Genomic DNA, 26,281 nt, shown 5'->3' with positions numbered 1-26,281 from the left:
TTGAAAGAGCAAAGCCAGTTTCGCAGTGCAGCATTACGCCCTGATGACATACGCGCCCATGTACGAACTTTTTTTGCTTTTTTTCAGCGACTGACGATCAGCTTCAGTCCCAGCCCGACAAATATGGTGCCCGCCACGCGGTCCATCCACGCGCCCGCGCCGGGATGGCGGTTGATCCAGGCGCCGACGGCGCCCGAGAAATAACCCAGCAAACCGAACAGCACCACGCCCTGGGCCGTGAACAACAGGCCCAGTTGCGCGGTCTGCCAGCTGGCGTCGCCCCGCTCGGCCACCACGAACTGCGGCAGGAACGACAAGAAGAACAGCACCACCTTGGGATTGACGGCGTTGGCGAACAAGCCCTTGCCAAACAACCTGCCCAGGCTCTCGTCCGGCAGGCCGGCACCCTCGACGCGCGCGCCGCCGCGGCTGCGCAAGGCGCCTATGCCCAGCCAGATCAGGTAGGCGCCGCCGACCAGCTTGAGCGCGCCGAACGCCAGCGGCGAGGCCTTGATCAACGCACTCACGCCCAGCGTCGCCAGCAGCGTATGGCTCAGGCAACCGAGCGCGCAGCCCAGGCCGAAAGCCATGCCCTGGCGGCGGCCGCGCGACATGCCGACGCTGAGCACCATCAGGTTGTCCGGCCCCGGCGACAGCGTGATCAGCAGCGCGGCGCTGAGGAAACCAATAAATTGTTCTGGGGAAATGAGCATGGTCGCTATCCTGTGGCGCAAAGCCGCCATCTTACCTGACGCGCGACAGCGCTTGAAGCAGGCCCGACAGTCAATTTTTGTCTAAAACAATAAGTTCTCGTTTAAAATACAAAAAACAACTTTTTCCAGACCCGCGGCCCTCGGAAACCAATGACTAAAGCGAGCGAGATGTCCTGCGGCCTGCCACGCGGCTTACTATTCTTGCTGCTGGCCGTGCTGATGTGGTGGCAGGCGCCGGCTCAGGCCCAGCCGCAAGCCGCTCCCATCCCCCTGAACAGCGCCAGCGTCGACCTGGCCGTGCAAGGCAAGCTGTTCCACGACGACGACGGCCAGGCCTTCCCCGTCACGGCCGGCGGTCTGCCGGCCATGCTGGCGCAGCTGAAGCCGGCCGCCAAGGTCGACCTGCTCGGCGGCAGCTACTGGCTGTATGCCGAGCTGCGCAACGACAGCCGCCAGGCGGCCTGGGTCATCGATCCCAACGACACGCTGATCGACATGGTCGATATCCAGGTCTACGGCGCCGACGGCAGCACCCGCCAGATGCTGACCGGCTATCGCCAGCCGCATCCCTACCTGCTGCATTACGGCAGGGACGTCGAGCTGCAGCCGGGCCAGCGCTACCAGGTGCTGATACGCTTTTCCAGCCCCTACTATGCCCGCACGCCGGTCATGTCGGTGCTGCCGCGCGGCGCCTACCAGCAACTGGTGGCGCGCGAAAACGTGCTGATCATCGGCTCCATCGGCGCGCTGCTGGCGCTGACCGTGTTCAACTTCTTCATCTACTCGATCACCCGCGACCGCTCGTCGCTGTACTACTCGCTGTACGTGCTGTGCTACGCCGTCGCCTGGGGCATGACCTTCCACATGTCGGCCGACCTGTTCGGCTGGCACAACCTGCACTGGCACTACGTGCCGTTCTTCCTGCTGCCGGTGCTCAGCACGCTGTTCTACACCACCTTCCTGCGCCTGAAGGAGCACGCGCCGCGGCTGTACGCGTTCAGCCGCGTCAACATCGTGCTGCCGCTGCTGACGCTGCCGAGCTGCTTCTTCTTCCTCAGCTACGCGCACACCATCGCCACCATCGTCATCTCGATCTGGATGACGATGGCGCTGGTCAGCGGCATCGTCGTCTGGCGGCGCGGCTACTATCCGGCGCGCTTCTTCGTGCTGGGCTTCGTGGCGCTGATGGTGCCCGGCCTGTTCATCCTGCCGGCCAACGTCGGCCTGATCCCGGCGCTGGTCACCAACGCCCAGCTGTTCACGCTGCTGGGCGGCACCTTGGACGGCGTGCTGCTGGCCTTCGCGCTGGCCGACCAGATCCGCCTGCTGCGCAACACCCTGGAGCAGCGCGTGCAGGAGCGCACCGCCCAGCTGAGCGAAGCCAAGGAACATGCGGAAATCGTCAGCCGCCACCGCATCGATTTCCTGTCGGCGATGAGCCACGACATCCGCACGCCGCTGGCCGGCGTGATCGGCATGATCAAGTTCGCCATGCGCGACCAGTCGGTGAACGGCAGGACCGAGGAGTATCTGCGCATCGGCCTGCAGAACAGCGAGTCGCTGCTGGCCATCCTCAACGACATCCTCGATTTCTCCAAGATCGACGCCGGCCGCCTGTCGATAGAAACCGTGGACTTCGACCTGATCGCGCTGGTCGACGACGCCATCGGCATCCTGCAGGGCCAGGCCGACGCCAAGAGCCTGCTGCTGCGCTGCGACCTGGCGCTGGACCTGCCCCGCTACGTGCGCGGCGATCCGACCCGGCTGCGCCAGATCCTGCTTAACTTGATGGGCAACGCGATCAAGTTCACCGACCGCGGCGAAGTGCGGCTGGACGCCTCGTCGCTGCAATCCGTCGACGGCCGCACCAGCGTCAGCTTCGACATCAGCGACACCGGCCCCGGCATCCCGGCCGACTCGTTGCCGCGCCTGTTCCAGAAGTTCGAGCAGGCCGACCATTCGACCACCCGCCGCTACGGCGGCACCGGCCTGGGCCTGGCCATCTGCAAGGAGCTGGTGGAGCTGATGGGCGGTTCGATCGCGGCCGAAAGCCGGGTCGGCGTCGGCTCGACGTTCAGCTTCACGCTGCCGCTGGCGCCGGGCATCGCGCCGGTCATCGATCCGGCCAGCCTGCCGCGCAAGGACCATCACGCCTACCGCCTGCGGGTGCTGTGCGCCGAGGACGTGCGCACCAACCAGATCATCGTCAGCACGCTGCTGGAGAACATGGGCCACGATATCCGCGTGGTGGAAAACGGCCTGCAGGCGTTGCACGCGCTGAGCACCGCCGCCTACGACCTGGTGCTGATGGACGGCCGCATGCCGATGATGGACGGCGAACAGGCCGCGCGCCTGATCCGCAGCGGCGGCAGCGAGGACTACCGCGTGCTCGACCCGGGCATCCCGATCATCGCGCTGACCGCCAACGCCAGCGACCATGACCGCGCGCGCTACCTGGCGGTGGGCATGGACGGCTTCCTCAGCAAGCCGGTCGACGAGCGCCTGCTGTACGACCAGATCGAGAAGACCATCGCCCAGCACCTGAGCCGCGGGCGTCCGCTGCGCCCGACCGACGCCGCGCGGCTGGCGGCGGCGCGCAGCGAGGCGCTGGACCAGCAGTTCGGCGTGGCGCCGTCCGCCGACAAGCGCGCCGACCCGTCGACGGTGCAGATCATGCCGCTGGCCGGTCTGTCGTACGCGCACATGCAGCGCATCACGCAAGCCTTCCTGGACGAGGCCCCGCGCCGGCTGGAGACGGCGCGCGCCGCCATCGGCGCCGGCAACTCCAGCGCGGCGGCGGCGGCGATCCACGCGCTCAAGGGCAGCGCCGGCTACCTCAGTTCCACGCATCTGCACACGCTGTGCGCGGAACTGGAAAAGGCGGCGGCGGCCGGCGACCTGGCCGGCGTGGTCGACATGCTGCCGGGCGTGGAAGCGGCGCTGGACAAGGCCTGCAACGACCTGCGCCGCGCCGCCATCGATAACGGCGGGGACGGCGACGCGCCGCAGCGCGCATCGGCCGGCTGACCCGGGCCGCCGCCAGCAGACTCCGGCGGTTTACGGGACAATGACAGTCTAGGTCATCATCTCCCCGTAACCATATGTCGACAGCCAGCATCGCAGATACCGCAACCACCCTGGCCGAGCGCGACGGCTTGCCGCCCGCCGCGCGCCGCCTGGCCATGTTGTCGGTCGCCATCGGCGTCGGCATGACCGCGCTGGACACGTCCATCGCCAACACCGCCCTGCCCGCGATGGCCGAGCAACTGCGCGCCACGCCGGCGGCCTCGGTCTGGATCGTCAACGTATTCCAGCTGGCGATGGTGGCCACGCTGCTGCCCTTCGCCGCGCTGGGCGAGGCGCTGGGCTTCCGCCGCGTTTTCGTCTTCGGCCTGTGCCTGTTCACCGCCGCCTCGCTGGCGTGCGCGCTGGCCTGGTCGCTGCCGTCGCTGGTGGTGGCGCGCCTGCTGCAGGGCGTCGGCGGCGCCGCGCTGATGAGCGTCAACACCGCCATGCTGCGGGCGATTTATCCGGCCAGGCTGTTGGGACGCGGCTTCGGCGCCAATTCGCTGGTGGTGGCCGTGTCGTTCGCCGTCGGACCGACGGCGGCCTCACTGATCCTGTCGGTCGCGCCGTGGCCCTGGCTGTTCGCCATCAACGTGCCGCTGGGCGTGTTCGCCGTCTGGCTGGGCCGCAGCGCGCTGCCGCTGACGCCGCGCTCCGGCCACAAGATCGACGCCCTGACCGCCGTCTACAACGTGTTCGCCTTCGGCTTGCTGATCCTGACCTTCGGCGAAGGCGCGCACCTGGAGAGCTGGCAAAAGCTGGTGCCGGAGCTGGCCGCCACGCTGCTGTTCTTCTGGCTGCTGCTGCGCCGCCAGGCCGGCCACGCGGCGCCGATGCTGCCGGTCGACCTGTTCCGGCGGCCGCTGTTCACGCTGTCCGCGATGACGGCGGTGTGCACCTTCGCGGCGCAGGGGCTGGCCTTCGTCTCGCTGCCGTTTTATTTCGAGACCACGCTGGGCCGCTCGCCGATAGAAACCGGCTTCCTGATGACGCCGTGGGCGGCGCTGGTGGCGGTGATGGCGCCCATCGCCGGCCGCCTGAGCGACCGCTATTCGCCCGGTGCATTGGGCGGCATCGGCCTGGCCTTGCTGTCGTCGGGACTGGTGGCGCTGCTGACCATGTCCACCGGCGTCACCGCGTTCGACATCGCCTGGCGCATGGCCTGGTGCGGCATCGGCTTCGGCTTCTTCCAGGCGCCCAACCTGAAGGCCATCATGGGCAGCGCCCCGCCGCACCGCGCCGGCGGCGCCAGCGGCATCGTCGCCACGGCGCGGCTGATCGGCCAGGCCACCGGCGCCGCGCTGGTGGCCTACTGCTTCACGCTGTCGTCCACGCGCGGCACGAGCTATGCATTGATGCTGGCCGCCGCGTTTGCGGCCGCAGCCAGCATCGCCAGTTTTTCGCGGATGGCGGTCGGCGGCAAATGAGTTATTTTGGCCGCACCGGCCGCACCTCGGCGTCCGGCTTGCTCAGCCAGCCGCTGCGCAGCTGCCCGACCGCGATCGCCACCGACTGCGCCACGTTGCGCACCTCCTGCTGGAACGCCTGGTCGCGGTCCAGCACTTCGTGGCTTTCAGCATACGACTCGTAGTAGCCGACATAGCGGTCCAGCGCCGACTGCCTGCCCGCGTCGATCAATCCCATCCAGTCGAGCCAGTCGGCCAAGTTGCGCCGCACGCCTTCGATGCCGGCCACGTCGCCGTGCACCACCAGCCCGTAGGCGCGGCCCGCCAGATGCTTGGGATAGTCCCAGCCCGCCAGTTCCAGCGCCTTGGCTTCCTGCGCCTTCTTGCCGTGGGTGCTGCTCGGGTCGGGGTTGCCGCCGTCGGCGCACACCAGCCGGTCTATCATCAACTTCAGCACCGACGGCGCCTGGTACCAGTACACCGGCGTCAGGATGATGACGCCGTGCGCGGCCACCCACTTTTCGTAGATCTCCGCCATCCAGTCGTTGGTCTGGCGCTCGCCGTGGTTGGGATAGCAGCTGCAGGGCCAATGGCACAGCGGCATCGCGGTCGACACGCAGCCTTTGCAGGGATGGATGTGCAGGTCGTAGCTGGAGGTCAACAGGCTCAGGTCGAGCACGTCGGTTTCGATGCCGGCGCCGGCCAGCGTCTGCTCCGCCCAGCGCATCATGCGGAAGGTCTTGGATATCTCGCCGGGGCAGCTGCCGTCGTTGCGGGCGGCGCCGACGATCAGCAGCACGCGCGAGCGGCTGTTCGGATCCTTCTGGATTTTTTCGGCTGCCAGCAGGCGGTCGCGCGTGGCCTTCCATTCCACCGACAGCTCGTAGCCGGGATCGGCGAAGCCGGCGCCCGCCTTTTGCGTGACGGGCGCCTTGCGGCCGTCGCGGTAATTGGTCCAGGCGACCTCCTCGACTTGGGCCAGCGCCGTTTGCACCGGCCCGAAAGCCGGATCCTGGAACGAACGCATGAACTGCAGATGAAATTCGTCGCGGCCGAGCGGGGCCGGCGCCTGCCCTTCGCGTATCTGTGGCACGGTATCGGTCATGAAAGCCTCCATGGTAGCGCTCCAGATTGCCATGCATTCTTTACCCGCTCCGTACGCTGGCATACGGAACGCGCCGGCCTGCAAGCCTATCATGAGGTTCCGGCCACTCCCAGTGCCCGGAACGCCATCAAAGGAGAATCATCATGACCGAAGCAAGCAAATCCAGCGAAAAAGGCTTTAAACCCGGTGCCAACATGCCTGATGGAGACTACGACCCCGAGCAGGAGGGCATGAGCGAGAGCGGCAATCACGCCGCCGGCCATCCGGGCAACGACGCGCCGCCGCCGCAGCAGGGACGCATGCCTGCCCGTGCCGAGCAACCCTCGCGCGGCTACCGCCGCCCTTAACGCAGACGGCAGGCTGGCGGGATCAGAAGTCAGTCTCGCCTTCGATGACGGCCGGATGGCCGCTCATCGCGCGCGAGGTCTGCATGCCGGCCATGACCGCCGCCTCGACGCAGCCGGCGTTCAGGCCGGTCTTGATCCAGTCGCCGGTCAGGTACAGATTTGCGAACCCCGATTGATCCGTCGCCAGCCGGTACCTGGTGCTGTTCACCACCGACATCACGTAGCGCTCGGACGGATCGACATTGGCGCGCCAGTACTGGCTGTCGAAGCGCGCCACGCCGGTAGCCCCGCTGCCGTCGACCAGCCACTGCCACGGGAACGCGCCGACCGGCCCCGCCGCCGACCACAACGACGCGATCTGCTGACTCAACTGGTGCACCGCCCCCTCCTTTGCCACGGCCGCCATGCGCGCCGGGAAACCGCTGTCGCCGGCCGGCGGATAGCTCGCCACCGGCAGCGCGCTGCAGAAGTAGGACACGTTGCGCGGCTCCAGCCCGGCCGGCCAGTCTTCGCGGCACAGCAGCTGGTCCATCGGCGCCCAGGTATCGTAAGGCTCGGTGAACGCGCTCAGCACCGGTTGCTGGCCTTCGGGCTGATAACTCCAGCCCATCTGCGCCAGATCCTTGTCCAGCCAGACCTGGTAGGCCTGCGTGGCCACCGTCCGCACCTGCTCTGCGGTGGTGCGCAGCGCCGGGCTTTGCGCCAGCAACTGCGGACACAGGGCCGGCAGCGAACCGACCGAAATGCCGAACACCACCTGGTCGAAATCGACGCCGCGCCGCAAGGTCAGCACCGGCAGTTCCTTGTCGAACGCCTCGTGATAAACCTTCGGCCAGTCGCTCCAGTACGATTCCAGGTTGATGTCCTTCTGCTGCAGCAGCGCCGCCTGCGCGGGATCGATCTGTTCGTAATTGGGAACGCTCGGCCAGCACGCCAGGTCCTTCACGTCGACCAGCGGATCGTAGCCGGCGCCGGCCAGCTTGACCTGCTGCGTCATGCGGATGCTGCCGATCTGGCGCCCGTCCGGCACCAGCTCCTCGACCTTGTGGAAGAACTTGAACTTGACGCCGCGCGCCAGCAAGGCCTGGTACAGCGGCGTGAACACGGTATCGCCCATGCCCGCCTGCATCTTGAACATGATGCCGCCCTTGTAGGCCAGGCCGATGCGCGCCATCGCCCGCAGCAGCGTGCCGGCTTCGATATTCGGCTTGTCGAAGTCGCCGCCCTCGTAGGCGAACACCAGGTCGTAGAAGCCGCGCACCGGCGCCGAGTCAACGCAGTATTCCTGGTCGCCGCCGTGTTTCGTCAGCCAGGCGCGGAAATCGATGTCGTTGATGACGTCGAAGCCGTTGCGAATCACGCCGTCCTCGAACACGCCCTTCATCACCGTAATGCCCAAGTCCACGCAGATGAACAGGCGGCGGATATCGTCGCTGGCGTCGCCGTCGGCCTGCTCAACCAGGCCGCGATAGCGCGAACGCAGCTTGTGGCGCACACCCTCCATCACCCCGGCCAGCGCCAGGTGCTGGCCTTCGGTATGCGTTGCGGCGTCGGCCGACAGGTTGGCCACCATGCCGGACAAGCCGCTGGCCAGCAGCGACAGGTCTTCCAGCAGTTCGTGCGCGGATGAGCCGATGCCTTCGGCCACATGGCAGATCCAGTCCGGCAGCATGCCGGTATGGTGCGGATGCGGCGGCAGTTCCAGTTCGCTGGTCAGGTGGTCGAGGCTCTTGATCCATTGTTCGATCCAGCCGACCATCGCCACCGCCAGCTGCCACAAGGTGATCCGCTCGCCGCCCTCGCCCGGCTCCCCCGGCAGCGTCGGGAACACGATCGACCAGTTGTGCCACTGGTCGCCGACCTGCTCGGACAAGGCCACGTAGTCCTGCTGCTTGAAGGCGTCGCGCCATGTCGCCAGCGGCGCGCCGGGCGGGCGATCCAGGCTGGCGTAGGCGGCCTTGATCATCTTGAACGCGTTGCAGTAGAAACCGAACCAGATGTGCAGGCCGTGTTCCTCGATGCGCTGGCCGTACTGCGCGTTGCGCCCGCTGGCGCCCTTGCCGCCCAGCCGCCAGCCTTGCTGATAGACGGTGATGTCGTAGTTGTTCTGCCAGCCCGGCTGGTCGCTCAGATAGTAGGCGGCCGTCATCGAACCGACGCCGCCGCCGAGGATCACGACCTTCTGCGGCGACACGGAGGAATTGTCGATCAGTTCTTCGCCCGGCTGCGCGGTGAAATCGAAGTTCAGGTTGTACGGCAGGATGGCCGTTTGCGGTCCCAGTTGCAGACCCAGCGTCTCGTTGAGCTGGAAGCTGTCGAAGGCGTGCAGCACGCACTCGTATTCATAGCCCAGCAGTTTGCCGCTGTGGATGCGGTCGATGGTGGCCGGCGCGGCGAGGATGGCCTGGTACACCGCCTTCAGGCCGGCGCTGTCAGGGAACTGCTTGAGGAAGATCTGGTCGATGCGCGGGTTGCGCAGCAGCGAGATGATGTCGTCCCAGCCGGCGACGTCCATGTTGAAGAAGTCCGGGATCGACAGGAACAACTCGATCGCCTGCTCGATCAGATCGAGCACGCTGGTGACGGGCCTTTCAATGCCGGCCTTGCGCGTGGCGTTCACTTCCAGCAGCGGGTGCATGGCGATCCTGGTTTCCGGCGAAAACGGCTGGAATCCCTTGGCCGCGACCGAACAGCGCAGCGGCTCGGTGCCGGCCTGCGGAATCTCGTACTCGCACAGATACTTGGGGTAGCCGAACAATTCGCGGCCGTTAATCAGCGCCATCGCGTCGTCGACGAAGATGTGAGCCGGGTAGTAATAGAGGTGGGCCAGCTTGCCCTCGTCGTCCATGGCGCCGACCATGATCCAGGTGACGATGTCGATCTCGGTGATCCAGCCCTTGGCATGGTCGACCGGCGCCGCCGAATCGGCGTGGTTGACGCGGGTGAACGTCAGCAGCACATATGGCGAGATCGCGTTGAAGCGCATGCGCTGGCCGGCCACCTGGTTCAGCGTGCCGTCCAGCGTGGCCTGCAATTTGGCCAGATCGCCCTTGACGAAAAAGCCGTACATTTCGGAGTTTTTCAACTGCAGCGGCGAGTGCATCATCACCGAGCCGCCTTGATAGATGTATGAAGGTCTGGTTGCCATGCGCTGTGAGTCCCGGGAGTTCAACAGGATTATCAGTGTATGAGAAATCGGCGCCAAGTTGCTAAAAATAAATTGATTGACTTCGGTGTAGGATGGAGCCTGAGCCATAGATAAGGGGAAGTGACGCATGGGTCGCGATCATCATGAAATCCGCGCCTGGGTCCGCATGCCGTCGGAGCGCCGGCTGGACCTGCTCGACCCCACGCCCTTTGACTGGGAAGATTCGGACCTGGCGCTGGGACTGGCGCGCACCTACCGCTGGGGCGGCCACTCGGCATGGCCGCGTCCGTTGTCGGTGGCGCAGCATTCGCTGACGGTGATGCATTTGCGCGCGGCCGCCTGCACGGCGGTCGGCGTCGAACTGGCGCCGCTGGCCGCGCTGCGCGAGCTGCTGCACGATGCGGAGGAAGGCTTGCTGGGCTTCGATTGCGTCTCGCCGCTGAAGCCGTTCCTGGGCGAGGGTTTCAAGGCGCTGACGGTGCGGCTGGAGAACGCCGTCTTCCTGCGTTACGGCCTGCAGCACTGGACGCCGAAAGAGTATGCCGCCCACAAGATGGCCGACCGCCTGGCCGCCGCCAGCGAGGCCGTGCACGTGGTGGGATGGTCGGCGAAGGAAGTGCTGCAAACATTGAAGATCACGGTGCCGCCGCTGAACGACGATCCGCTGCAGGCGGTGTACGGCGGCTCGCCCTGGGAACCGTGGCCGCCGGCCCTGGCCAGCGAACGCTTCCTGGCAGAGCTCGACCGCCTGAAGGCGCTCAGCGCTTGAGTGTCCGATACTGCGGACCACGCCAACTGGACTTTTAGCGTGTAGGCAAGCGCATCGCTGGTGGGTACACTAGGCGCTCAAGCTAACCTTTGGAGTAACTCATGGCATTGCCCGATTCCGACCTGTCCGAACGCGCGAAACTGACGGCGCTGGCGCGCGCGCTGCGCGACTTGCACAAGCAGCTGATCCACGTGGAAACGCAGTACTTCGGCGCGGTCGGCAGCCCGCTGGAGCATTTGCAGCTGGTGGCCAACCATCCGCATTTCGCCTGGCTGCAGAAACTGTCCGGCCTGATGGCGCAGATGGACGAGCGCCTCGACGAACCGGAACCGATCTCCGCCGCCGATGCCGCCGCCTTCCGCAAAGCCATCGAAGCACTGATCGGCCCGTCCGAAGACGGCGACGCCGAGTTCCGCGCCAAGTACAACGCGCTGCTGCACGACGGACCGGATATCGTCATGGTGCATGCCGCGGTACGCAAATTACTGTCGACGCTATAAACCCGAACAAACCCTGTTTCTGAAGAAAAGCCGGTAAGCAACCGGATTTAAAGCGCTTTTTCCAGATATCCACATCAACTGTGGATAAGGTTGTGAATAACTGCCACTTGACAGCAGAGAACGCCTGTAACGGCGCGGGTTTGAACAAAATGCCTAATCCACAGGCAAAATATTTACCCAATAAAATCAAAGACTTACATCAAGGAAAATTCCAGCCCGGCGCATTTTTTCGAGACCTTGAAAAATATTTTTTTGTGCATAAGTAGGACTGGCGACACCTCGCACCGCCCAAGCAGGGAATCCTTTGACAAAAGTGCTGGCGAGGAATAGTGTCACTGTGAAGGTCCGCAATTCCCTTGTTCGACTTCTCGTGGGATCCATGCATGAACCAGAACGACGACGACACCGATTGGATGATAGAAGACGAGGCGCCGCCGGCCAGCCAGACCCAGGCCGGCAGCCCCAGCGCAACACCGGCGCCGCCGCCATGGCGGGTGCTGATCGTGGATGATGACGTCGATGTTCACGTGGTCACCAAATTCTCTCTCAGCAATGCCTGCTTCCAGGGACGCCGGCTCAGCTTCCTGCATGCCTACAGCGGCGAGGAAGCGCTGACCACGCTGCGCAATACGCCGGACATCGCGCTGGTGCTGTTGGACGTCATCATGGAAACCAGCGACGCCGGCCTGAACGTGGCGCGCCAGATCCGCGACACGCTGCACAACAACCTGGTGCGCATCGTGCTGCGCACCGGACAGCCGGGACAGGCGCTGGAACACAGCATCATCCTCGACTACGACATCAATGATTTCTGGTGCAAGACCGATCTGACCACGCGCAAGCTGTTCACCACGGTGATCTCGTCACTGCGCGCCTATTCCGGCCTGGAGGAGGCACACAAGCGCGAACTCAAGCTGCAGGCCGAACTGGACGAGGCACGCCAGTTGCTGGCCGCCGTCGACCAGCACGCGGTGATCATGACGCTCGACGCGCGCGGCAAGATCACCTCGGTCAACGACAAGTTCTGTGCAGTATTCCAGTACAGCCGGGAAGAATTGCAGGGCGCCGATCCGCGCCTGCTGCACGCGCCGCCCTACCCGCGCGACCAGTTGGCCGACGCGCTGAATGCGCTGAAGGAAGGTGAAGCGTGGACCGACGTGATCAACGCCTGGCGCCGCGACGGCACGGAAGTCAGGCTGCGCGCCACCGCCACCCGCAACGGCACGGGCACCCACGCCTCCTATATCATCGTCGCCAGCGTCCTGCAGGCGCTGAAAAAACCGCTCTAAGTAATGGATTGTTAAGCGTTTTTCCGGATATCCACAGACTTTGTGGATATCTATGTGGACAACCCCCTCTTGACAAGGCAGGAAGCCCGTACCTATGCGGGTTTCAACAAACTGCTCATGCAAAAGGCAATATCAAACCCCTTAAAAATCAAGGACTTAAGGTGTCTCACATTGTAGCAAGAAAACTTTTTAAAAGAATTCTTATCAACATGATTTGTGCATAAGTATACGTGGATCCCGTATGGAAGCAGGCTTAATGATGGATTTTTCGGCGCTGTTCGGGGTGTAATAGCACCCGTTCAATGACTTGCGGGTCGATGTTGTGCGACTTCATATATTCAATCGCGCACACGGTATTGAAACTGGACTGCACCAGGATGCCGCGGTCCACCACGGCACTGCATAGTTCATTGCTTCGTTGCTGAAGAAGTCCGGCTTGAGGGGAAACCTGGAGTAGCGAAACGTTCATCATGATCCTTGGCAAGAAGTTAAGGGCTTTGACCCTGATCAAATCACGTGCTAGTGGAGTATGAGCGAGACTAAAGCAAAGTCAATGTCAGCTTCCTATCATTTCAGGATTTAAATGTTTCCGGTCCCGTTACGAAGTCGTACGCATAGACACGCGGCAACACCAGCGCGATAATGCCGCATGACTTCCGCCCCGTCCCAGCCCCAGCCACGCCTCCGCCCCACCTCCCTGCTCGATCTGTTTCTTTCCTTCACCATTCTGGCGCTGCAGGGATTCGGCGGCGTGCTGGCCGTCGTCCAGCGTGAAATGGTCGAGCGCAAGCGCTGGCTGACGCAGGAAGAATTCATCGAGGAATGGGCGGTCGCGCAGATCATGCCCGGTCCCAACGTGGTCAACCTGTCGCTGATGATCGGCAGCCGCTACTACGGCTTGCGTGGCGGCCTGGTCGCGCTGGCCGGCATGCTGACCGTGCCGCTGCTGCTGGTATTGGTGCTGGCCGTGCTGCACTCCCATTTCGCCCACCACGTGGGCGTGGCCGGCGCCTTGCGCGGCATGGCGGCGGTGTCGGCCGGCATGATCGCGGCAACCGGACTCAAGCTTGCCTCCGCGCTGACCAGGCATCCGCTGCCGATGTGGCTGACCGGTGTCATGGCGCTGCTGTGCGTGGTGTTCGTGGTGCTGCTGCACTTGCCGCTGGCCTACACGCTGCTGATCCTTGGCGGCCTGGGCTACGCGCTGACCTACCGCAAGCTGAAGGGGAGCCAGCCATGAGCGACGCTCCGCTGCACCTGGTGCTGAGCCTGGGCGACTGGGTCAACCTGTTCGCGCATTACATGCTGCTGTCGCTGATGTCGATCGGCGGCGCGATTTCCACCACGTCCGAAATGCACCGCTTCCTGGTCGAGGAACATCACTGGCTGACGCAATCGCAGTTCAACGATTCGATCGCCATCGCCCAGGCGGCGCCGGGCCCCAACGTGCTGTTCGTCGCGCTGATGGGATGGAACGTCGGCCTCAACGCCGGCAGCTACACGGCGGCCCTGGCCGGCGTGGTGGTGACGATGACCGGCATCATGCTGCCCAGCACCACGCTGACCTACCTGGCGGCGCGCTGGGGCCATCAAAACCGTGAACTGCTGGGCGTGCGGGCCTTCAAGCAAGGCATGGCGCCCGTGGTGGTCGGGCTGATGGTATCGGTCGGCATCATCCTCGGCAGCGCGCACCGCGACTGGACCACCGACTGGCCGCTGTGGACCCTGTCGGTGGTGGCCGGCCTGATCATCTGGCGCACCCGCGTTCACCTGCTGTTGCTGCTGGCCGCGGGCGCGGTGCTGGGCTGGTTCCAGCTGGTCTAGTTACTTGTTCTGGTAGCCGCCGTAGTATTTCACGGGGCTCCAGTCCGGCTGCACTTCCGGCAGGGCCGGCGCGAGCTGCTTGAACTCCTGCGCCGCATACACCACCTTGCCGTTGACGATGGTCAGGCTGCTTTCGAGGTTCTTGATCTTTTCCACGTCCATCGAGAAATAATCCTGCGGCAGTATCGCCAGGTCGGCATACTGGCCCACGGCCAGCGTTCCCTTCAGCTTTTCCTCGCCGCTCATCCACGCGCTGCCCTGCGTCATCAGCTTCAGCGCCTGATAGCGGCTGAGCACGTCCTTGCGCTGCCACACGCTCAGGCCGCCGGCCGTCTTGCCGGTCACCGCCCAGTAGATCGACGGCCACGGCCCGTAGCTGCTGACGCGCGTGCCGTCCGTGCCCAGGCCGACCGGAATCTTCATCTCCAGCATCTTCTTAATCGGCGGCATCTGGCGCGTCTGCGCGCCGTAGCGCTTCCAGTACAGCTCGCCCTGGAAGTACATGCGGTTCTGCACCGCGATGCCGCCGCCCAGCGCTTTGACGCGCGCCAGTTGTCCGTCGCTGATGGTCTCGGCATGGTCGAAGAACCAGCGCAGGCCGTTCAGCGGCGTGTCTTTATTGACTTTTTCGATCACAGCCAGGTCGCGGTCTATGCTCTCGTCATAGGTCGCGTGGATGCGGAACGGCCAGCGGTTCTTGATCAGCAGCCGCAGCACAGGCTCCAGCTCGCTTTCCATCTGCGGCGGCATGTCCGGACGCGGCTCGAGGAAGTTCTCGAAGTCGGCCGCGCTCCACACCAGGTTCTCGCCGCCGCCCTCGGTGTTGTAGCCGTTGGCGTAGAACAGGTGGTCGTTCTTGTCCAGCTTGGTCAGCGTGAGCCAGCGCTGATAGTCTTCCAGCTCCTTGCCCGGCTTTTGCGCGAACAGGTAATACGAGGTGCGCACCGTCAACTTGCCGCTCTTGGCCAGCTCCAGGCTGACCGCGTAATCGTCCGGATAGGCCTGCCCGCCGCCGCCGGCGTCGATGACGCTGGTCAGGCCGAGGCGGTTCAGCTCGGTGTAATACTGCTGCGTCGAATTGAGTTGCTGCTCGCGCGGCAGCACGTTGGTCTTGCCCAGCGTGGTGTACAGGATCATCGCGTTCGGCTTGGCGATCAGCAGGCCGGTCGGCTTGCCGTCCGCGCCCAGCTCGACCACGCCGTCCTTGAACTTGGTGTCGGCATCGTAGCCCAGCGTGGCGATGCCCTTCTGGTTCAGGAAGCCCAGGCCGTACAGGTACAGCAGGAACACCGGCTTGTCCGGCACCGCCTCGTTGATTTCGGCCAGCGTCGGCAGGCGTTTTTCCTCGAACTGGAATTCGTTCCAGCCGCCGACCACCTTGACCCAGGCGCCGTCCGGCGTGCGCGCGGCCTGCTCCTTGAGCATCTGCAGCGCCTTCTTCAGCGAGGTCACGCCATCCCAGCGCAGTTCGGCGTTGTAGTTCAAGCCTTCGCGGATGACGTGCAGGTGGGAGTCGTTAAGGCCGGGGATGACGGTTTTGCCGCCGGCGTCGATCAGCTGGGTGCTGGCGGACTTGAGTTTGAGGATCTGGGCATTGCTGCCGACGGCCTCGATCTTGCCGTCCTTGATGGCGAGCGCTTGCGCGAAGGCGCCCTCCCTGGTCATCGTGGCGATCTTGCCGTTGGTGATGATCAGGTCGGGTGCGGCTTGAGCCTGCACCGGGACTTGAGCGGCGCAGACCAATGCCGCCGCGAATGCGAGCTGGTTCAATTTCATGACTACTCCTAAAAATAAACGGGCCGGCGCGATGCTTGCACCGCGCCGGCCCACATCAGAGGCGAACGAATTGAGCCAGGCTCAGTTCATCACTCTTTGATGGATTCGACTGCGAAAGTCAGGGTGACGTCGTCGCCGACGTACGGTGCGTATTTACCGGCGTTGAATTCGCTACGCTTGATGCTGGCGGTGGCGTTGGCGCCGCAAGCCAGTTTCTTCAGCATAGGGTGATCCATGCACTGGAAATGGGTGATGACCAGCTTGACCGGCTTGGTGACGCCCTTGATGGTCAGGTTGCCGTCGATCGATGCCAGCTTGTCGCCATCGAAGTTGAACTTGGTCGACTTGTAGGTGATGGTCGGGAACTTGGCGGTGTCCAGGAAGTCTTCGCCCTGGATGTGACCGTCGAACAGCTTCGAGCCGGTATCGACCGATTTGGTGTCGATGGTGGCGTCGACCGAACCGGTCTTGGCGGCGCGATCCAGCACGATCTTGGCGCTGGTGTTGTTGAAGCGGCTTTGCTGCGTGTTGTAGCCGAAGTGGCTGTATTCGAAACGCGCGAAGGTGTGGTTAGGATCGGTGTTGAAGGTTTCCGGTGCAGCGAAGGCGGACAGGGAGATGCCGGCGGCGATCAGCAGTGCGAAGATTTTTTTCATTAAGAACTCCAGATGTTTGGAACAATTGATAAGAATGAGTGGCACCGATTATGCTCGTGACATCTAAAGTTGTAAAACGAAAAATTTACCGCGTTACTATCGATAAAATCGATGATAACGCCGGTGGCTTTGGAAGGGAACCTGCCAAAAGATAGGGAGGGAAGCGCTTACGCGGCGGCCGCGACGGCCGGGGAATGATGCAGGATGCGGCCCAGCAAACGCTGTTCCAAAGCGGCAAATGCCGCACTGCCCCGCGCGCGCGGACGCGGCAGGTCGACTTTCAGGTCCAGCGTGATGCGGCCGTCCTCGATCAGCACCACGCGGTCGGCCAGGGCCAGCGCCTCCTGCACGTCGTGCGTCACCAGCACGGCGGTGAAGCCGCGCGCCTGCCACAGCGCTTCGATCAGCTGCTGCATCTCGATGCGGGTCAATGCATCGAGCGCGCCCAGCGGTTCATCAAGCAGCAGCAACTGCGGCTCGTGCAGCAGCGCGCGCGCCAGCGCGACCCGCTGCCGCTGGCCGCCGGACAATTCCGCCGGCCAATCCTCGGCGCGTTCGGCCAGGCCGACGGTGGACAGCGTCGCCGCGGCCGCGTTCAACGAGCGCGGCAAGCCCAGCGCCACGTTCTCCAGCACCGTCTTCCACGGCAGCAGCCGCGCCTCCTGGAACATGATGCGGATGCTGGCGCCTATGCCGGATTTGCCGACGGCGATATGGCCGGCGTCGGTGGTCTCCAGTCCGGCGATGGCGCGCAGCAGCGTGCTTTTACCGCAGCCGCTGCGGCCGATCACGGCGACGAATTCGCCGGCCCGCAATTCCAGCTGCACGTCGCTGAGCACCTTGCGGGCGCCGAACGATTTGCTGACGCCGTCCAGCGCAAGCGTAACGCCCTGGCGCCTGGCCGGCGCCGGCGCGGGCTCCAGTGTCCGCGCCGGCGGCGCCACGTCGAATAAAGCGGTCGAAATATGCATGATCAGGTCCTCTATCAGCGGTAGGCGGGATTCCAGCGCAGGAAGTGCTTCTCCATCCCGCGCGACAGCAGGTCGGCCAGCTTGCCCAGCAAGGCGTACAGCAGGATGCCGACCAACACCACGTCCGTCTGCAGGAATTCGCGGGCGTTCATCGTCATATAGCCGATGCCCGCCTGCGCCGAGATGGTTTCGGCGACGATCAGCAGCACCCACACGAGGCCCAGCGAAAAGCGCACGCCGACCAGTATCGACGGCAGCGCCGCCGGCAGGATCACGTCGCGGTACAGCGGCCAGCCGGACAGCCCGTAGCTGCGGGCCATCTCGATCAGTCCCTGGTCGGCCGAGCGGATGCCGTGGAAGGTGTTCAGGTACACCGGGAAGAACACGCCCACCGCCAGCAGGAACAGTTTCGCCGTCTCGTCGATGCCGAACCAAAGTATCACCAGCGGGATCAGCGCCAACGCCGGAATGTTGCGCACCATTTGCAGCGTGGTGTCGAGCAGCGTTTCGGCGCGCCGGAAGCTGCCGGTCAACAGGCCAAGCAGCAAGCCAAGACCGGCGCCGACAGCGAAGCCGCTCACCGCGCGCCACAAGCTGGTGCGCAGGTGGACCCACAGCTCGCCGGAGGCGGCCAGCGTCCAGAAGGCTTTGGCCACCGCCCACGGTTCCGGCAGGATGCGGCTGGACAGAATGCCCAGCTGCGACGCCGCCTGCCAGCCGGCGATCAGCAGCACCGGCAGTATCCACGGCGCCCAGGCACTTTGGCGTTGGCCGTTGGGACGCTTGGCCGTCGCCATTACGCGGCCTTCTTCGGCAGGATGTCGCTGGCCATCACCTCGCCGAACGGACCGCTCAGCGATTGCTCGCCGGCCGCCTTGCCCTTGCCGAGCAATGGGAACACCAATTCGGCGAAGCGGTACGATTCCTCCAGGTGCGGGTAGCCCGAGAAGATGAAGGTCTCGATGCCCAGGTCGGCGTACTCCTGGATGCGCGCCACCACCGTCTCCGGATCGCCCACCAGCGCCGTGCCGGCGCCGCCGCGCACCAGCCCCACGCCGGCCCACAGGTTGGGCGACACTTCCAGCTTGTCGCGGCTGCCGCCGTGCAGGGCCGCCATGCGCTGCTGGCCGACCGAATCCATTTTACTGAACGCCGCCTGCGCCTTGGCGATGATGTCGTCGTCCAGGTGGCTGATCAATTCATCGGCCGCGCGCCACGCCGCCTCGTTGGTCTCGCGGACGATCACGTGCAGGCGTATGCCGAACTTCACGGTGCGGCCATGCCTGGCGGCGCGCGCGCGGATGTCGGCGATCTTCTCGACCACGGCGGCCGGCGGCTCGCCCCAGGTCAGGTACACATCCATCTGCTCGGCCGCCAGCGCATGCGCCGGCTCGGAGGAGCCGCCGAAGTACAGCGGCGGATATGGCTTCTGCACCGCCGGGTACAGCGTCCTGGCGCCCTTGACCTTGATATGCTTGCCCTCGAAATCGTAGCCCGCGTCGCCGCCCTCGCCGGACAGCGAGGCGCGCCACACGCGGATGAATTCATCGGAGATCTCGTAGCGCTTGGCGTGGTCGGCATACAGGCCGTCCGCCTCAAGCTCGCCCTGGTCGCCGCCGGTGACGACGTTGATCAACAGGCGGCCGTTGGACAAGCGGTCGAAGGTGGACGCCATGCGCACCGCCAGTCCCGGCGTGGTCAGGCCAGGACGGATCGCGACCAGGAACTTAAGCTTTTGCGTCACGCTGATCAGCGACGATGCCACCACCCATGCGTCCTCGCAGGAACGGCCGGTCGGCAGCAGCACGCCGTCGTAGCCCAGCGTATCGGCGGCCACCGCGCACTGTTTCAGATAATCGGCATCGACCGGACGCGAGCCCTTGGAAGTGCCGAGGTAGCGGCTGTCGCCGTGGGTAGGGATAAACCAGAAAATATTCAGGGACATGATCAATTCCTTATTGCGCCGCCAGTTTGACCGAGATCGGCTTGGGTATCAGCTTCAGGTTGGAGAACGCGTCGGCGACTTTCTGCTGCTGCACCAGCACGTCAGCGCTGATCGGCTTGACGCCGTAGGCATAGCGCGACGCGGCCAGCGCCACCACGTCGACCGGCAGCCCGGTCTGCGCGGACAATATGGCCGCGACTTCTTTCGGATTCTTCTCGCCCCACTCGTCCACCTTGGCGATTTCCTCCAGCACGATGCGGACGATCTCCGGATTCTTCTCGGCGTAGGTGCGCGAGGCCAGGTAGAACTGGTGATTGGCGACCAGGCCCTTGCCGTCGGCCAGCACGCGGGCGCCGAGCTGCTTCTCGGCGGCGGCCAGGAACGGATCCCAGATCACCCACGCGTCGACGCTGCCACGTTCGAACGCCGCGCGCGCATCGGCCGGCGGCAAGTAGATCGCCTCGATGTCCTTGTAGCCGACGCCGGCCTTCTCCAGTGCCTTCACCAGCAGGTAGTGCACGTTCGAGCCTTTGTTCAGCACGACCTTCTTGCCCTTCAAATCGGCCAGGTTGCGGATTTTCGAATCCTTGGGCACGACAATCGCCTCGCTGCCCGGCGATGGAGGCTCATTGCCGACATAAACCAGGTTGGCCCCGGCGGCCTGCGCAAAGATGGGCGGCGCTTCGCCGACGGTGCCGAAGTCGATGCTGCCGACGTTCAGGCCTTCCAGCAGTACCGGACCAGCCGGGAACTCGGTCCATTTGACGACGATGTTTTGAGCGGCGAGGCGCTGCTCCAGTGTGCCGCGCCCTTTCAGCAAAGTCAGCGTGCCGTACTTCTGGTAGCCGATGCGAACTTCCTGTTTGGCCTGCGCCGACACGGTGGCCGGCGCTCCGGCCGCGAACACGCCGGCGGCAAACAGCCATCCCAATGTATGACGGCGCGCGGCGCGTTTTTGTTCGATGCTCATGGATACTCCTTATGGATATGGTTAACGGGCCAGGCGCACAGGCTGCGCCGGCGCCACGTAGATTTCGTCGACGGCCGCGCTCGAGACCTGCAGGCCGGACGATAGCGCCGCCACGCCCGCGTCGACGCGCCATGCGATGGCCTGGTCCAGCGTCAGGCCGCTGCTTTCGCTCCACGCCAGCTGCTGAGATGTGGCGTAGATACTAGTCAGCACATGCCGCGCCTCCAGCGCATGCAGCACCGGGCGCAGCGCATAGTCCAGCGCCAGCATGTGCGACTGGCTGCCGCCGGTGGCGATCGGCAGCACCAGCTTGCCGGCCAGGCCGTCCTGCGGCAGCAGGTCGAGAAACGCTTTCAGGATGCCGGTGAAGGATGCCTTGTAGACCGGCGTGGCGATCACGATGGCCTCGGCTGCGGCAACGGCGGCCAGCGCGCGCTTGATCGCCAGGTCCGCCGTATCCACATGCAGCAGGGCCCTGGCCGGCAGGTCGCGTACCTGCAGCGCGCTGTGGCGATGGCCGAGCGCAGCCAGCTTGCCGCCCACGTGGTCCAGCAAACGGCCGGTGCTTGAAGGTAGTGCCGGGCTGCCGCCGATCAGAAGAATGGTCATGGTGCTGGTCCCCATTGTTGTTGGTGGCAGCCAGAATAAGTCCGCACCCTTGAAATCAAAACGAATAGTTTTACGTTTTGATATGCGGTTTTCCTCGCATGATTTTTCCGCATATGGAAAGCTGGATTTCTTCGTGTACGGCATGAGGAGCCGGATGCAATACTAAAAACACCGATACCTTCATACGGACATACCATGTCTACAGCACTACTCAAAACGCGTTCAGCACAGGACGCGGCACCAGACCCGTTGGACGTTGCGGCCGAACTGGCCGGGCGTCTTGCGGAAACCGCCAATGCCCGCGACCAGGCCGGCGGCCATGCGGCGCAGGAGCGTGAATGGATACGCGACTCCGGCCTGCTCACGCTGTCGATCCCCACCGAATATGGCGGCCAGGGCGCGGACTGGCCCACGGTCTGCCACGTCATCCGTATACTGGCCCGCGCCGACAGCGCTCTGGCCCACGTCTTCGGCTTCCATCATCTGCAGCTCGCCGGCATACAGTTGTACGGCACGCCGCAACAGCAGCGCCGCTTCCTGACGCAGACCGTCGAACAGCGCCTGTTCTGGGGCAATGCGCTCAATCCGCTGGACCGCCGCACCATCGCCGCCGACGCCGACTACGGCTTCGTGCTTGACGGCGTCAAGAGTTTCTCATCCGGCTCGGTGGGCTCGGACTGGCTGACCATCTCCGCCTGGCACGAGGAATCGCAGAGCGCCCTGATCGGCGTGGTGCCCACACGCCAGCAAGGCGTGGAAGTACAGGCCGACTGGGACGCCTTCGGCCAGCGCCAGACCGACAGCGGCAATGTGCATTTCACGCAGGTGCCGCTGCCGTCCACGCAGGTGCTGCAGACGCCCGGCCATGCGCCCACGCCGCTGGCCACGCTGCGTTCGCAAGTGGCGCAGCTGATCATGGCCAATCTCTACCTCGGCATAGGCGAAGGTGCGTTTGAGGCGGCGCGGGCCTACACCGTCGACGAGGCGCGGCCGTGGTTCGCATCCGGCGTGGCCAGCGCCGCTGCCGATCCGCTGATCCAGCATCGCTACGGACAGTTGTGGCTCAAGCTGCGTCCCGCCGCCGTGCTGGCCGACCACGCCGCGCAGGAACTGGAGCGCTTGTTCCGCCTTGGCGCCGCCGTCACGGCACGGCAGCGCGGCGAGCTGGCGATTGCGGTGGCCGAGGCCAAGGTGTTGGCCCACACGGCCGGCGTCGATGTCAGCAACCAGATCTTCGAACTGACCGGCGCCCGTTCCACGTCCGCCAAATACGGCTACGACCGTTTCTGGCGCAACGTCCGCGTGCACACGCTGCACGACCCGGTCGACTACAAACTGCGCGACCTCGGACGCTACGCGCTCGACGGCACGCTGCCTGAACCAACCGCATATTCATAATGACTACTCCCCTGATCCGCATCGAACATGCGAGCAAAACCTTTGCGCTGCCCGGCGGCGGCGAGTTCCACGCCGTGCGCGACGTGTCGCTGGACGTGCACGAAGGCGAAATCTTCGGCCTGATCGGCAAGAGCGGTGCCGGCAAGTCCACCTTGCTGCGCCTGATTAACCTGCTGGAGCAGCCTGACAGCGGCTCCGTGGCCGTCGACGGCCGCGAGCTGACCGCCCTGTCGCGGCGTGACCTGCGCGATGCGCGGCGCAATATCGGCATGATCTTCCAGCAGTTCAACCTGCTGCAGAACGCGACAGTGTTCGACAACGTCGCCTTCCCGTTGCGCATCCACGGCGGCTTGACGGCGCAGCAGATCGCCGCCCGCGTCAACGATTGCCTGGAGCTGGTTGAACTGAGCGGCAAGACGGCCAGCTATCCGGCGCAACTGTCGGGCGGCCAGAAGCAGCGCGTCGCCATCGCGCGGGCGCTGGCCAGCGGGCCGGCCGTGCTTCTGTGCGACGAGCCGACATCCGCGCTGGATGCCGAGACCACGCGCGCGCTGCTGGCCACGCTGCGCGACATCAACCAGCGCCTGGCGGTGACCATCGTCATCGTCAGCCACGAGCTGTCGGTGCTGGGCGAGATCTGCAATCGCGTGGCCGTGATCGAAGACGGCGCCATCGCCGAACAATTCGGCCTCGACGACGCCGCCGACCTGGCCGCGCCGCGCAAGACCGCGCTGGGACGGGAGCTGGCCGCCACGCGCACCGCCAACTCGCTGGCCGCCAGCGACGCCAACCCGGAGGCGGCCTATGTCTGAACTTGCCATCTCGCTGACCAACATCATCGCCATGCTGCCGGAAATGTGGACCGCCCTGGGCCAGACGCTGGCGATGCTAGGCATCGGCCTGTCCGCCGCGGTGCTGATCGGCGGCCCGCTCGGCATCGTGCTGTTTTTGGTCGCCGACGGCCAATCGCTGCAAAACCGTCCCGCCGCGCTGGTGCTGGGCTGGCTGGTGAACACCGTCCGCTCGTTCCCGTTCATCATCCTGCTGGTGGCGCTGGTGCCGTTCACCCGCGTCATCGCCGGCACCTCGATCGGTCCGCTGGCCGCCGCCGTGCCGCTGTCGTTTGCCGCCGTGCCCTACTTCGCCCGCATGGTCGAACAGAACCTGCGCGAAGTGCCGCGCGGCGTCATCGAAGCGGCGCACGCGATGGGCGCGTCGGAACTGCAGATCGTGCTGCGCGTGCTGCTGGTGGAAGCGCGCTCCGGCCTGGTGCTGGCGCTGACCGTGCTGTCGATCAGCTTCCTATCCTATTCCGCCGTGGCCGGCGTGGTGGGCGGCGGCGGCATCGGCGACCTCGCCATCCGCTACGGCTACTACCGCTTCGAGACCGACATCATGGTCGCCACCGTCGCCATCCTCATCGCCATGGTGCAACTGATCCAGTTCACCGGCAACCGCATCGCCAAACGTATCGACAAACGCTAACAAGGAAAAATCATGAACACTCGCCGTAACCTGCTGCTGGCAGCATTGACCATCGCCTTCGGCATCGCCGCTCCGGCCAACGCCAAGGATCCGAAAGAACTGGTGATCGGCACCAGCGCCGGGCCGTATGCCGACCAGGTCAAGCTGGGCATCAAGCCTATCCTGGAAAAGCAGGGCTACAAGGTCAAGCTGGTCGAGTTCAACGACTACATCCAGCCCAACTTCGCGCTGGCCGAAGGCTCGCTGGACGCCAACGTCTTCCAGCACATCATCTACCTGAACAAATTCGCCACCGAGCACAAACTGGCGCTGACCGACCTGGTGAAGATCCCCACCGCGCCGATCGCCATCTACAGCAAGAAGCACACGACGCTGAACGACGTCAAGGAAGGCACCACCGTCGCGCTGCCGAACGACCCGACCAACCAGGCGCGCGCGCTGGTGCTGCTGGATCAACTGGGCTGGATCAAGCTGCGCGACAAGATCGATCCGATCCGCGCATCGGAAAAGGACATCGCCGTCAACACGAAGAAGATCAAGCTGATCGCGCTGGAGGCCGCGCAGCTGCCGCGCTCCCTGCAGGACACCGACTACTCCTTCGTCAACGGTAACTACGCGCTGGCCTCGGGACTGAAGCTGAAGGACGCGCTGATCACCGAGAAAATCTCGTCCAACTACGTCAACCTGGTGGCGATCCGCACCGCCGACAAGGACAAGCCGTTCGCCAGGGACATCGCCGCAGCCTACCGTTCGCGCGAGTTCCTGGCCGTGACCAACAAGCACTTCGCCGACTATGCCAAGACCGACGACCAACTGGCGCTGGAAGCCAGCGACAAGAAAACCGCGTCCAAATAATGCCCAAGCAAATACGCTTCAACGCCTTCCAGATGCCGACGGTGAGCCACCAGTCGCCGGGACTGTGGACGCACCCGCGCGACAACAGCCACCGCTACAAGGATCCCGACCACTGGACCGAACTGGCGCGGCTGCTGGAAGCCGGCCGCTTCGACGCGATATTCCTGGCCGATGTGTTGGGCGTCTACGACGTCTATCAAGGCAGCGCGGATGCGGCGCTGCGCCACGGCGTGCAGGCGCCGCTGAACGACCCGCTGGCGCTGGTGCCGCTGATGGCGCAAGCCACCACGCACCTGGGCTTCGGCGTGACGTGCGCGCTGACGTACGAGCATCCGTACACCTTTGCCCGCCGCATCTCGACGCTGGACCATCTGACGCGCGGACGCATCGGCTGGAATATCGTCACCGGTTATCTGGACAGCGCGGCGCGCAACCTCGGCCTGGACCGACAGTTGAGCCACGACGAGCGCTACGATCTCGCCGACGAATACATGGATGTGGTCTACAAGCTGTGGGAGAAAAGCTGGAACGACGACGCGGTGGTCAACGACAAGGAGCGCGGCGTGTATGCCGAGCCGTCCCGCGTGCACCCGATCAATCACGAAGGCCGCTACTACAAGGTACCCGGCTTCCACCTGTGCGAACCGTCGCCGCAGCGCACGCCGCTGCTGTACCAGGCAGGCACCTCGCCGCGCGGCACGGCCTTTGCGGCCAAGCATGCTGAATGCACCTTCGTCAGCGGGCCGAGCAAGCAGGTCGTCAGAAAGTATGTGAACGACTTGCGTTCGGCGGTGTGCGCCGCCGGCCGCGATGGCGACGATTTGAAGATCTACGCGCAGGCGCTGATCATCACCGCGCCAACCGAAGCCGAGGCGCGCGCCAAGCACGAAGAATACCGCCGCCACATCAACATCGAAGCCTCTCTGACCCTGCTGTCCGGCTGGACCGGCGTCGACTTCGGCAAGTTCCCGCTGGACGCGACGATCGAGTACATCGACTCCGACGCCGGCAGGTCAGCGCTGGCTTCGTTCAGCCAGGCCGACCCGAACCGCAAATGGACGGTGCGCGAAGCCGCCGAATTCATAGGCCTGGGCGGACGCGGCCCGGTACTGGTTGGCGATCCGCAGCAGGTGGCGGACCAGCTGGAAGCCTGGCAGGAAGAGACCGACATCGACGGCTTCAACCTGGCCTTCGCCATCGCCCACGAGAGCATGCGCGACGTGGTGGAGCTGATCGTCCCCGAATTACAGCGACGCGGGCGCTATCAAGTGAAATACAGCGAGGGTACGCTACGTCAAAAGGTCTTCGGGCAGGGTCCTTGCCTGTCGGCGCTTCACGCCGGCAGGCAGATAAGAATCCCGCTACCATGACCGCCCATGGCGGACCTTGCTTAGGGGTGCGTCAGGCGATAACCTGAGAGACATCACATCCGGCAAGTATCTCGCGCAG

24 protein-coding genes are annotated in these 26,281 nt (G+C 64.7%); 13 read left to right on the top strand and 11 right to left on the bottom strand.

Annotation, left to right across the window (positions count from 1 at the left end; genetic code table 11):
• Positions 1 to 83: 83 nt before the first annotated feature.
• On the bottom strand, positions 84 to 713 hold the full coding sequence (locus ABWW33_RS21990; protein ID WP_176651365.1) for a LysE family translocator: 630 nt from the start codon (positions 711 to 713) through the stop codon (positions 84 to 86).
• Between the two features lie 150 nt (positions 714 to 863).
• Between ABWW33_RS21990 and ABWW33_RS21985 the strand changes: the two genes are divergently transcribed.
• The gene (locus ABWW33_RS21985) at positions 864 to 3,740 is read left to right on the top strand and encodes a hybrid sensor histidine kinase/response regulator (protein ID WP_353403766.1); all 2,877 of its coding nucleotides are present in this window, start codon (positions 864 to 866) and stop codon (positions 3,738 to 3,740) included.
• Between the two features lie 74 nt (positions 3,741 to 3,814).
• Complete coding sequence (locus tag ABWW33_RS21980) at positions 3,815 to 5,206, top strand: MFS transporter (RefSeq protein ID WP_176651367.1); 1,392 nt, start codon at positions 3,815 to 3,817, stop codon at positions 5,204 to 5,206.
• Position 5,207: 1 nt separating this feature from the next.
• Here the strand turns inward: ABWW33_RS21980 and ABWW33_RS21975 are convergent, their stop codons facing one another.
• Entirely contained in the window at positions 5,208 to 6,290 is a 1,083-nt protein-coding gene (locus ABWW33_RS21975) for a flavodoxin family protein (RefSeq protein WP_176651368.1), read from the bottom strand.
• A gap of 143 nt (positions 6,291 to 6,433) precedes the next feature.
• Between ABWW33_RS21975 and ABWW33_RS21970 the strand changes: the two genes are divergently transcribed.
• Positions 6,434 to 6,637 carry a hypothetical protein gene (locus ABWW33_RS21970; protein ID WP_353403764.1) on the top strand — a complete coding sequence of 68 codons (204 nt, stop codon included), beginning with the start codon at positions 6,434 to 6,436 and terminating at the stop codon, positions 6,635 to 6,637.
• 22 nt (positions 6,638 to 6,659) lie between these two features.
• On the opposite strand, the gene ABWW33_RS21965 is transcribed toward ABWW33_RS21970, so the two are convergent.
• Positions 6,660 to 9,785, bottom strand: a complete 3,126-nt coding sequence (locus ABWW33_RS21965) for an NAD(P)-binding protein (RefSeq protein ID WP_353403763.1) — start codon at positions 9,783 to 9,785, stop codon at positions 6,660 to 6,662.
• A gap of 127 nt (positions 9,786 to 9,912) precedes the next feature.
• Here ABWW33_RS21965 and ABWW33_RS21960 point away from each other — a divergent pair, with 127 nt between their 5' ends.
• From ABWW33_RS21960 to ABWW33_RS21950, 3 genes are all read left to right on the top strand, one after another.
• Complete coding sequence (locus tag ABWW33_RS21960; RefSeq protein WP_353403762.1) at positions 9,913 to 10,554, top strand: phosphohydrolase; 642 nt, start codon at positions 9,913 to 9,915, stop codon at positions 10,552 to 10,554.
• A 101-nt stretch (positions 10,555 to 10,655) separates the two neighbouring features.
• The gene (locus ABWW33_RS21955; protein ID WP_176651372.1) at positions 10,656 to 11,054 is read left to right on the top strand and encodes a hypothetical protein; all 399 of its coding nucleotides are present in this window, start codon (positions 10,656 to 10,658) and stop codon (positions 11,052 to 11,054) included.
• A gap of 383 nt (positions 11,055 to 11,437) precedes the next feature.
• Positions 11,438 to 12,343, top strand: coding sequence for a PAS domain S-box protein (locus tag ABWW33_RS21950; protein WP_353403761.1), 906 nt, complete (start codon positions 11,438 to 11,440; stop codon positions 12,341 to 12,343).
• A 253-nt stretch (positions 12,344 to 12,596) separates the two neighbouring features.
• Here the strand turns inward: ABWW33_RS21950 and ABWW33_RS21945 are convergent, their stop codons facing one another.
• Entirely contained in the window at positions 12,597 to 12,815 is a 219-nt protein-coding gene (locus tag ABWW33_RS21945) for a hypothetical protein (protein ID WP_353403760.1), read from the bottom strand.
• A 177-nt stretch (positions 12,816 to 12,992) separates the two neighbouring features.
• On the opposite strand from ABWW33_RS21945, the gene ABWW33_RS21940 reads away from it, so the two are divergent.
• Together ABWW33_RS21940 and ABWW33_RS21935 are read left to right on the top strand one after the other, a co-directional pair.
• Positions 12,993 to 13,583, top strand: a complete 591-nt coding sequence (locus ABWW33_RS21940; protein ID WP_353403759.1) for a chromate transporter — start codon at positions 12,993 to 12,995, stop codon at positions 13,581 to 13,583.
• Positions 13,580 to 14,167, top strand: coding sequence for a chromate transporter (locus ABWW33_RS21935; RefSeq protein WP_353403758.1), 588 nt, complete (start codon positions 13,580 to 13,582; stop codon positions 14,165 to 14,167). The genes ABWW33_RS21940 and ABWW33_RS21935 overlap by 4 nt, the downstream gene beginning before the upstream one ends.
• Here ABWW33_RS21935 and ABWW33_RS21930 read toward each other — a convergent pair whose 3' ends face one another.
• The 7 genes from ABWW33_RS21930 to ssuE form a co-directional block, all read right to left on the bottom strand.
• On the bottom strand, positions 14,168 to 15,943 hold the full coding sequence (locus tag ABWW33_RS21930) for an amidohydrolase (RefSeq protein WP_353403756.1): 1,776 nt from the start codon (positions 15,941 to 15,943) through the stop codon (positions 14,168 to 14,170).
• 89 nt (positions 15,944 to 16,032) lie between these two features.
• Entirely contained in the window at positions 16,033 to 16,599 is a 567-nt protein-coding gene (locus tag ABWW33_RS21925; protein ID WP_176651377.1) for a YceI family protein, read from the bottom strand.
• A gap of 167 nt (positions 16,600 to 16,766) precedes the next feature.
• The gene (locus ABWW33_RS21920) at positions 16,767 to 17,570 is read right to left on the bottom strand and encodes an ATP-binding cassette domain-containing protein (protein ID WP_353403755.1); all 804 of its coding nucleotides are present in this window, start codon (positions 17,568 to 17,570) and stop codon (positions 16,767 to 16,769) included.
• Between the two features lie 14 nt (positions 17,571 to 17,584).
• A complete protein-coding gene (gene ssuC, locus ABWW33_RS21915; protein ID WP_353403753.1) occupies positions 17,585 to 18,367 on the bottom strand; it encodes an aliphatic sulfonate ABC transporter permease SsuC in 783 nt (260 codons plus the stop codon).
• Positions 18,367 to 19,509, bottom strand: coding sequence for an FMNH2-dependent alkanesulfonate monooxygenase (ssuD, locus tag ABWW33_RS21910; RefSeq protein ID WP_353403824.1), 1,143 nt, complete (start codon positions 19,507 to 19,509; stop codon positions 18,367 to 18,369). The genes ssuC and ssuD overlap by 1 nt, the downstream gene beginning before the upstream one ends.
• A 16-nt stretch (positions 19,510 to 19,525) precedes the next feature.
• Entirely contained in the window at positions 19,526 to 20,485 is a 960-nt protein-coding gene (locus tag ABWW33_RS21905) for a sulfonate ABC transporter substrate-binding protein (RefSeq protein ID WP_353403752.1), read from the bottom strand.
• Between the two features lie 21 nt (positions 20,486 to 20,506).
• Positions 20,507 to 21,094 (bottom strand): NADPH-dependent FMN reductase, encoded by a 588-nt coding sequence (gene ssuE, locus ABWW33_RS21900; protein ID WP_353403751.1) that lies wholly within the window; start codon positions 21,092 to 21,094, stop codon positions 20,507 to 20,509.
• Positions 21,095 to 21,289: 195 nt separating this feature from the next.
• Here ssuE and ABWW33_RS21895 point away from each other — a divergent pair, with 195 nt between their 5' ends.
• Genes ABWW33_RS21895 through ABWW33_RS21875 form a run of 5 tightly spaced genes read left to right on the top strand, consistent with a single transcriptional unit; the run spans position 21,290 to position 26,202 of the window.
• Entirely contained in the window at positions 21,290 to 22,492 is a 1,203-nt protein-coding gene (locus ABWW33_RS21895; protein WP_353403750.1) for an acyl-CoA dehydrogenase family protein, read from the top strand.
• Complete coding sequence (locus ABWW33_RS21890) at positions 22,492 to 23,304, top strand: methionine ABC transporter ATP-binding protein (RefSeq protein WP_176651384.1); 813 nt, start codon at positions 22,492 to 22,494, stop codon at positions 23,302 to 23,304. The genes ABWW33_RS21895 and ABWW33_RS21890 overlap by 1 nt, the downstream gene beginning before the upstream one ends.
• The gene (locus ABWW33_RS21885; RefSeq protein ID WP_176651385.1) at positions 23,297 to 23,977 is read left to right on the top strand and encodes a methionine ABC transporter permease; all 681 of its coding nucleotides are present in this window, start codon (positions 23,297 to 23,299) and stop codon (positions 23,975 to 23,977) included. Before ABWW33_RS21890 ends, ABWW33_RS21885 begins: the two co-directional genes overlap by 8 nt.
• A 12-nt stretch (positions 23,978 to 23,989) precedes the next feature.
• Complete coding sequence (locus ABWW33_RS21880) at positions 23,990 to 24,832, top strand: MetQ/NlpA family ABC transporter substrate-binding protein (RefSeq protein WP_353403749.1); 843 nt, start codon at positions 23,990 to 23,992, stop codon at positions 24,830 to 24,832.
• Entirely contained in the window at positions 24,832 to 26,202 is a 1,371-nt protein-coding gene (locus tag ABWW33_RS21875) for an LLM class flavin-dependent oxidoreductase (RefSeq protein ID WP_353403748.1), read from the top strand. The genes ABWW33_RS21880 and ABWW33_RS21875 overlap by 1 nt, the downstream gene beginning before the upstream one ends.
• The last annotated feature ends 79 nt before the right edge of the window (positions 26,203 to 26,281 follow it).

It is taken from the genome of Duganella hordei, from assembly GCF_040369125.1.
In the GTDB taxonomy this organism is placed as follows: domain Bacteria; phylum Pseudomonadota; class Gammaproteobacteria; order Burkholderiales; family Burkholderiaceae_D; genus Rugamonas; species Rugamonas hordei.
This window is presented reverse-complemented; position numbering and strand designations above follow the sequence as displayed.

Excerpts from the sequence above, each read along its gene's own strand:
- ABWW33_RS21990 (WP_176651365.1), bottom strand. The coding sequence starts at position 713 with ATGCTCATTTCCCCAGAACAATTTATTGGTTTCCTCAGCGCCGCGCTG.
- ABWW33_RS21985 (WP_353403766.1), top strand. The coding sequence starts at position 864 with ATGACTAAAGCGAGCGAGATGTCCTGCGGCCTGCCACGCGGCTTACTA.
- ABWW33_RS21980 (WP_176651367.1), top strand. The coding sequence starts at position 3,815 with ATGTCGACAGCCAGCATCGCAGATACCGCAACCACCCTGGCCGAGCGC.
- ABWW33_RS21975 (WP_176651368.1), bottom strand. The coding sequence starts at position 6,290 with ATGACCGATACCGTGCCACAGATACGCGAAGGGCAGGCGCCGGCCCCG.
- ABWW33_RS21970 (WP_353403764.1), top strand. The coding sequence starts at position 6,434 with ATGACCGAAGCAAGCAAATCCAGCGAAAAAGGCTTTAAACCCGGTGCC.
- ABWW33_RS21965 (WP_353403763.1), bottom strand. The coding sequence starts at position 9,785 with ATGGCAACCAGACCTTCATACATCTATCAAGGCGGCTCGGTGATGATG.
- ABWW33_RS21960 (WP_353403762.1), top strand. The coding sequence starts at position 9,913 with ATGGGTCGCGATCATCATGAAATCCGCGCCTGGGTCCGCATGCCGTCG.
- ABWW33_RS21955 (WP_176651372.1), top strand. The coding sequence starts at position 10,656 with ATGGCATTGCCCGATTCCGACCTGTCCGAACGCGCGAAACTGACGGCG.
- ABWW33_RS21950 (WP_353403761.1), top strand. The coding sequence starts at position 11,438 with ATGAACCAGAACGACGACGACACCGATTGGATGATAGAAGACGAGGCG.
- ABWW33_RS21945 (WP_353403760.1), bottom strand. The coding sequence starts at position 12,815 with ATGATGAACGTTTCGCTACTCCAGGTTTCCCCTCAAGCCGGACTTCTT.
- ABWW33_RS21940 (WP_353403759.1), top strand. The coding sequence starts at position 12,993 with ATGACTTCCGCCCCGTCCCAGCCCCAGCCACGCCTCCGCCCCACCTCC.
- ABWW33_RS21935 (WP_353403758.1), top strand. The coding sequence starts at position 13,580 with ATGAGCGACGCTCCGCTGCACCTGGTGCTGAGCCTGGGCGACTGGGTC.
- ABWW33_RS21930 (WP_353403756.1), bottom strand. The coding sequence starts at position 15,943 with ATGAAATTGAACCAGCTCGCATTCGCGGCGGCATTGGTCTGCGCCGCT.
- ABWW33_RS21925 (WP_176651377.1), bottom strand. The coding sequence starts at position 16,599 with ATGAAAAAAATCTTCGCACTGCTGATCGCCGCCGGCATCTCCCTGTCC.
- ABWW33_RS21920 (WP_353403755.1), bottom strand. The coding sequence starts at position 17,570 with ATGCATATTTCGACCGCTTTATTCGACGTGGCGCCGCCGGCGCGGACA.
- ssuC (WP_353403753.1), bottom strand. The coding sequence starts at position 18,367 with ATGGCGACGGCCAAGCGTCCCAACGGCCAACGCCAAAGTGCCTGGGCG.
- ABWW33_RS21905 (WP_353403752.1), bottom strand. The coding sequence starts at position 20,485 with ATGAGCATCGAACAAAAACGCGCCGCGCGCCGTCATACATTGGGATGG.
- ssuE (WP_353403751.1), bottom strand. The coding sequence starts at position 21,094 with ATGACCATTCTTCTGATCGGCGGCAGCCCGGCACTACCTTCAAGCACC.
- ABWW33_RS21895 (WP_353403750.1), top strand. The coding sequence starts at position 21,290 with ATGTCTACAGCACTACTCAAAACGCGTTCAGCACAGGACGCGGCACCA.
- ABWW33_RS21890 (WP_176651384.1), top strand. The coding sequence starts at position 22,492 with ATGACTACTCCCCTGATCCGCATCGAACATGCGAGCAAAACCTTTGCG.
- ABWW33_RS21885 (WP_176651385.1), top strand. The coding sequence starts at position 23,297 with ATGTCTGAACTTGCCATCTCGCTGACCAACATCATCGCCATGCTGCCG.
- ABWW33_RS21880 (WP_353403749.1), top strand. The coding sequence starts at position 23,990 with ATGAACACTCGCCGTAACCTGCTGCTGGCAGCATTGACCATCGCCTTC.
- ABWW33_RS21875 (WP_353403748.1), top strand. The coding sequence starts at position 24,832 with ATGCCCAAGCAAATACGCTTCAACGCCTTCCAGATGCCGACGGTGAGC.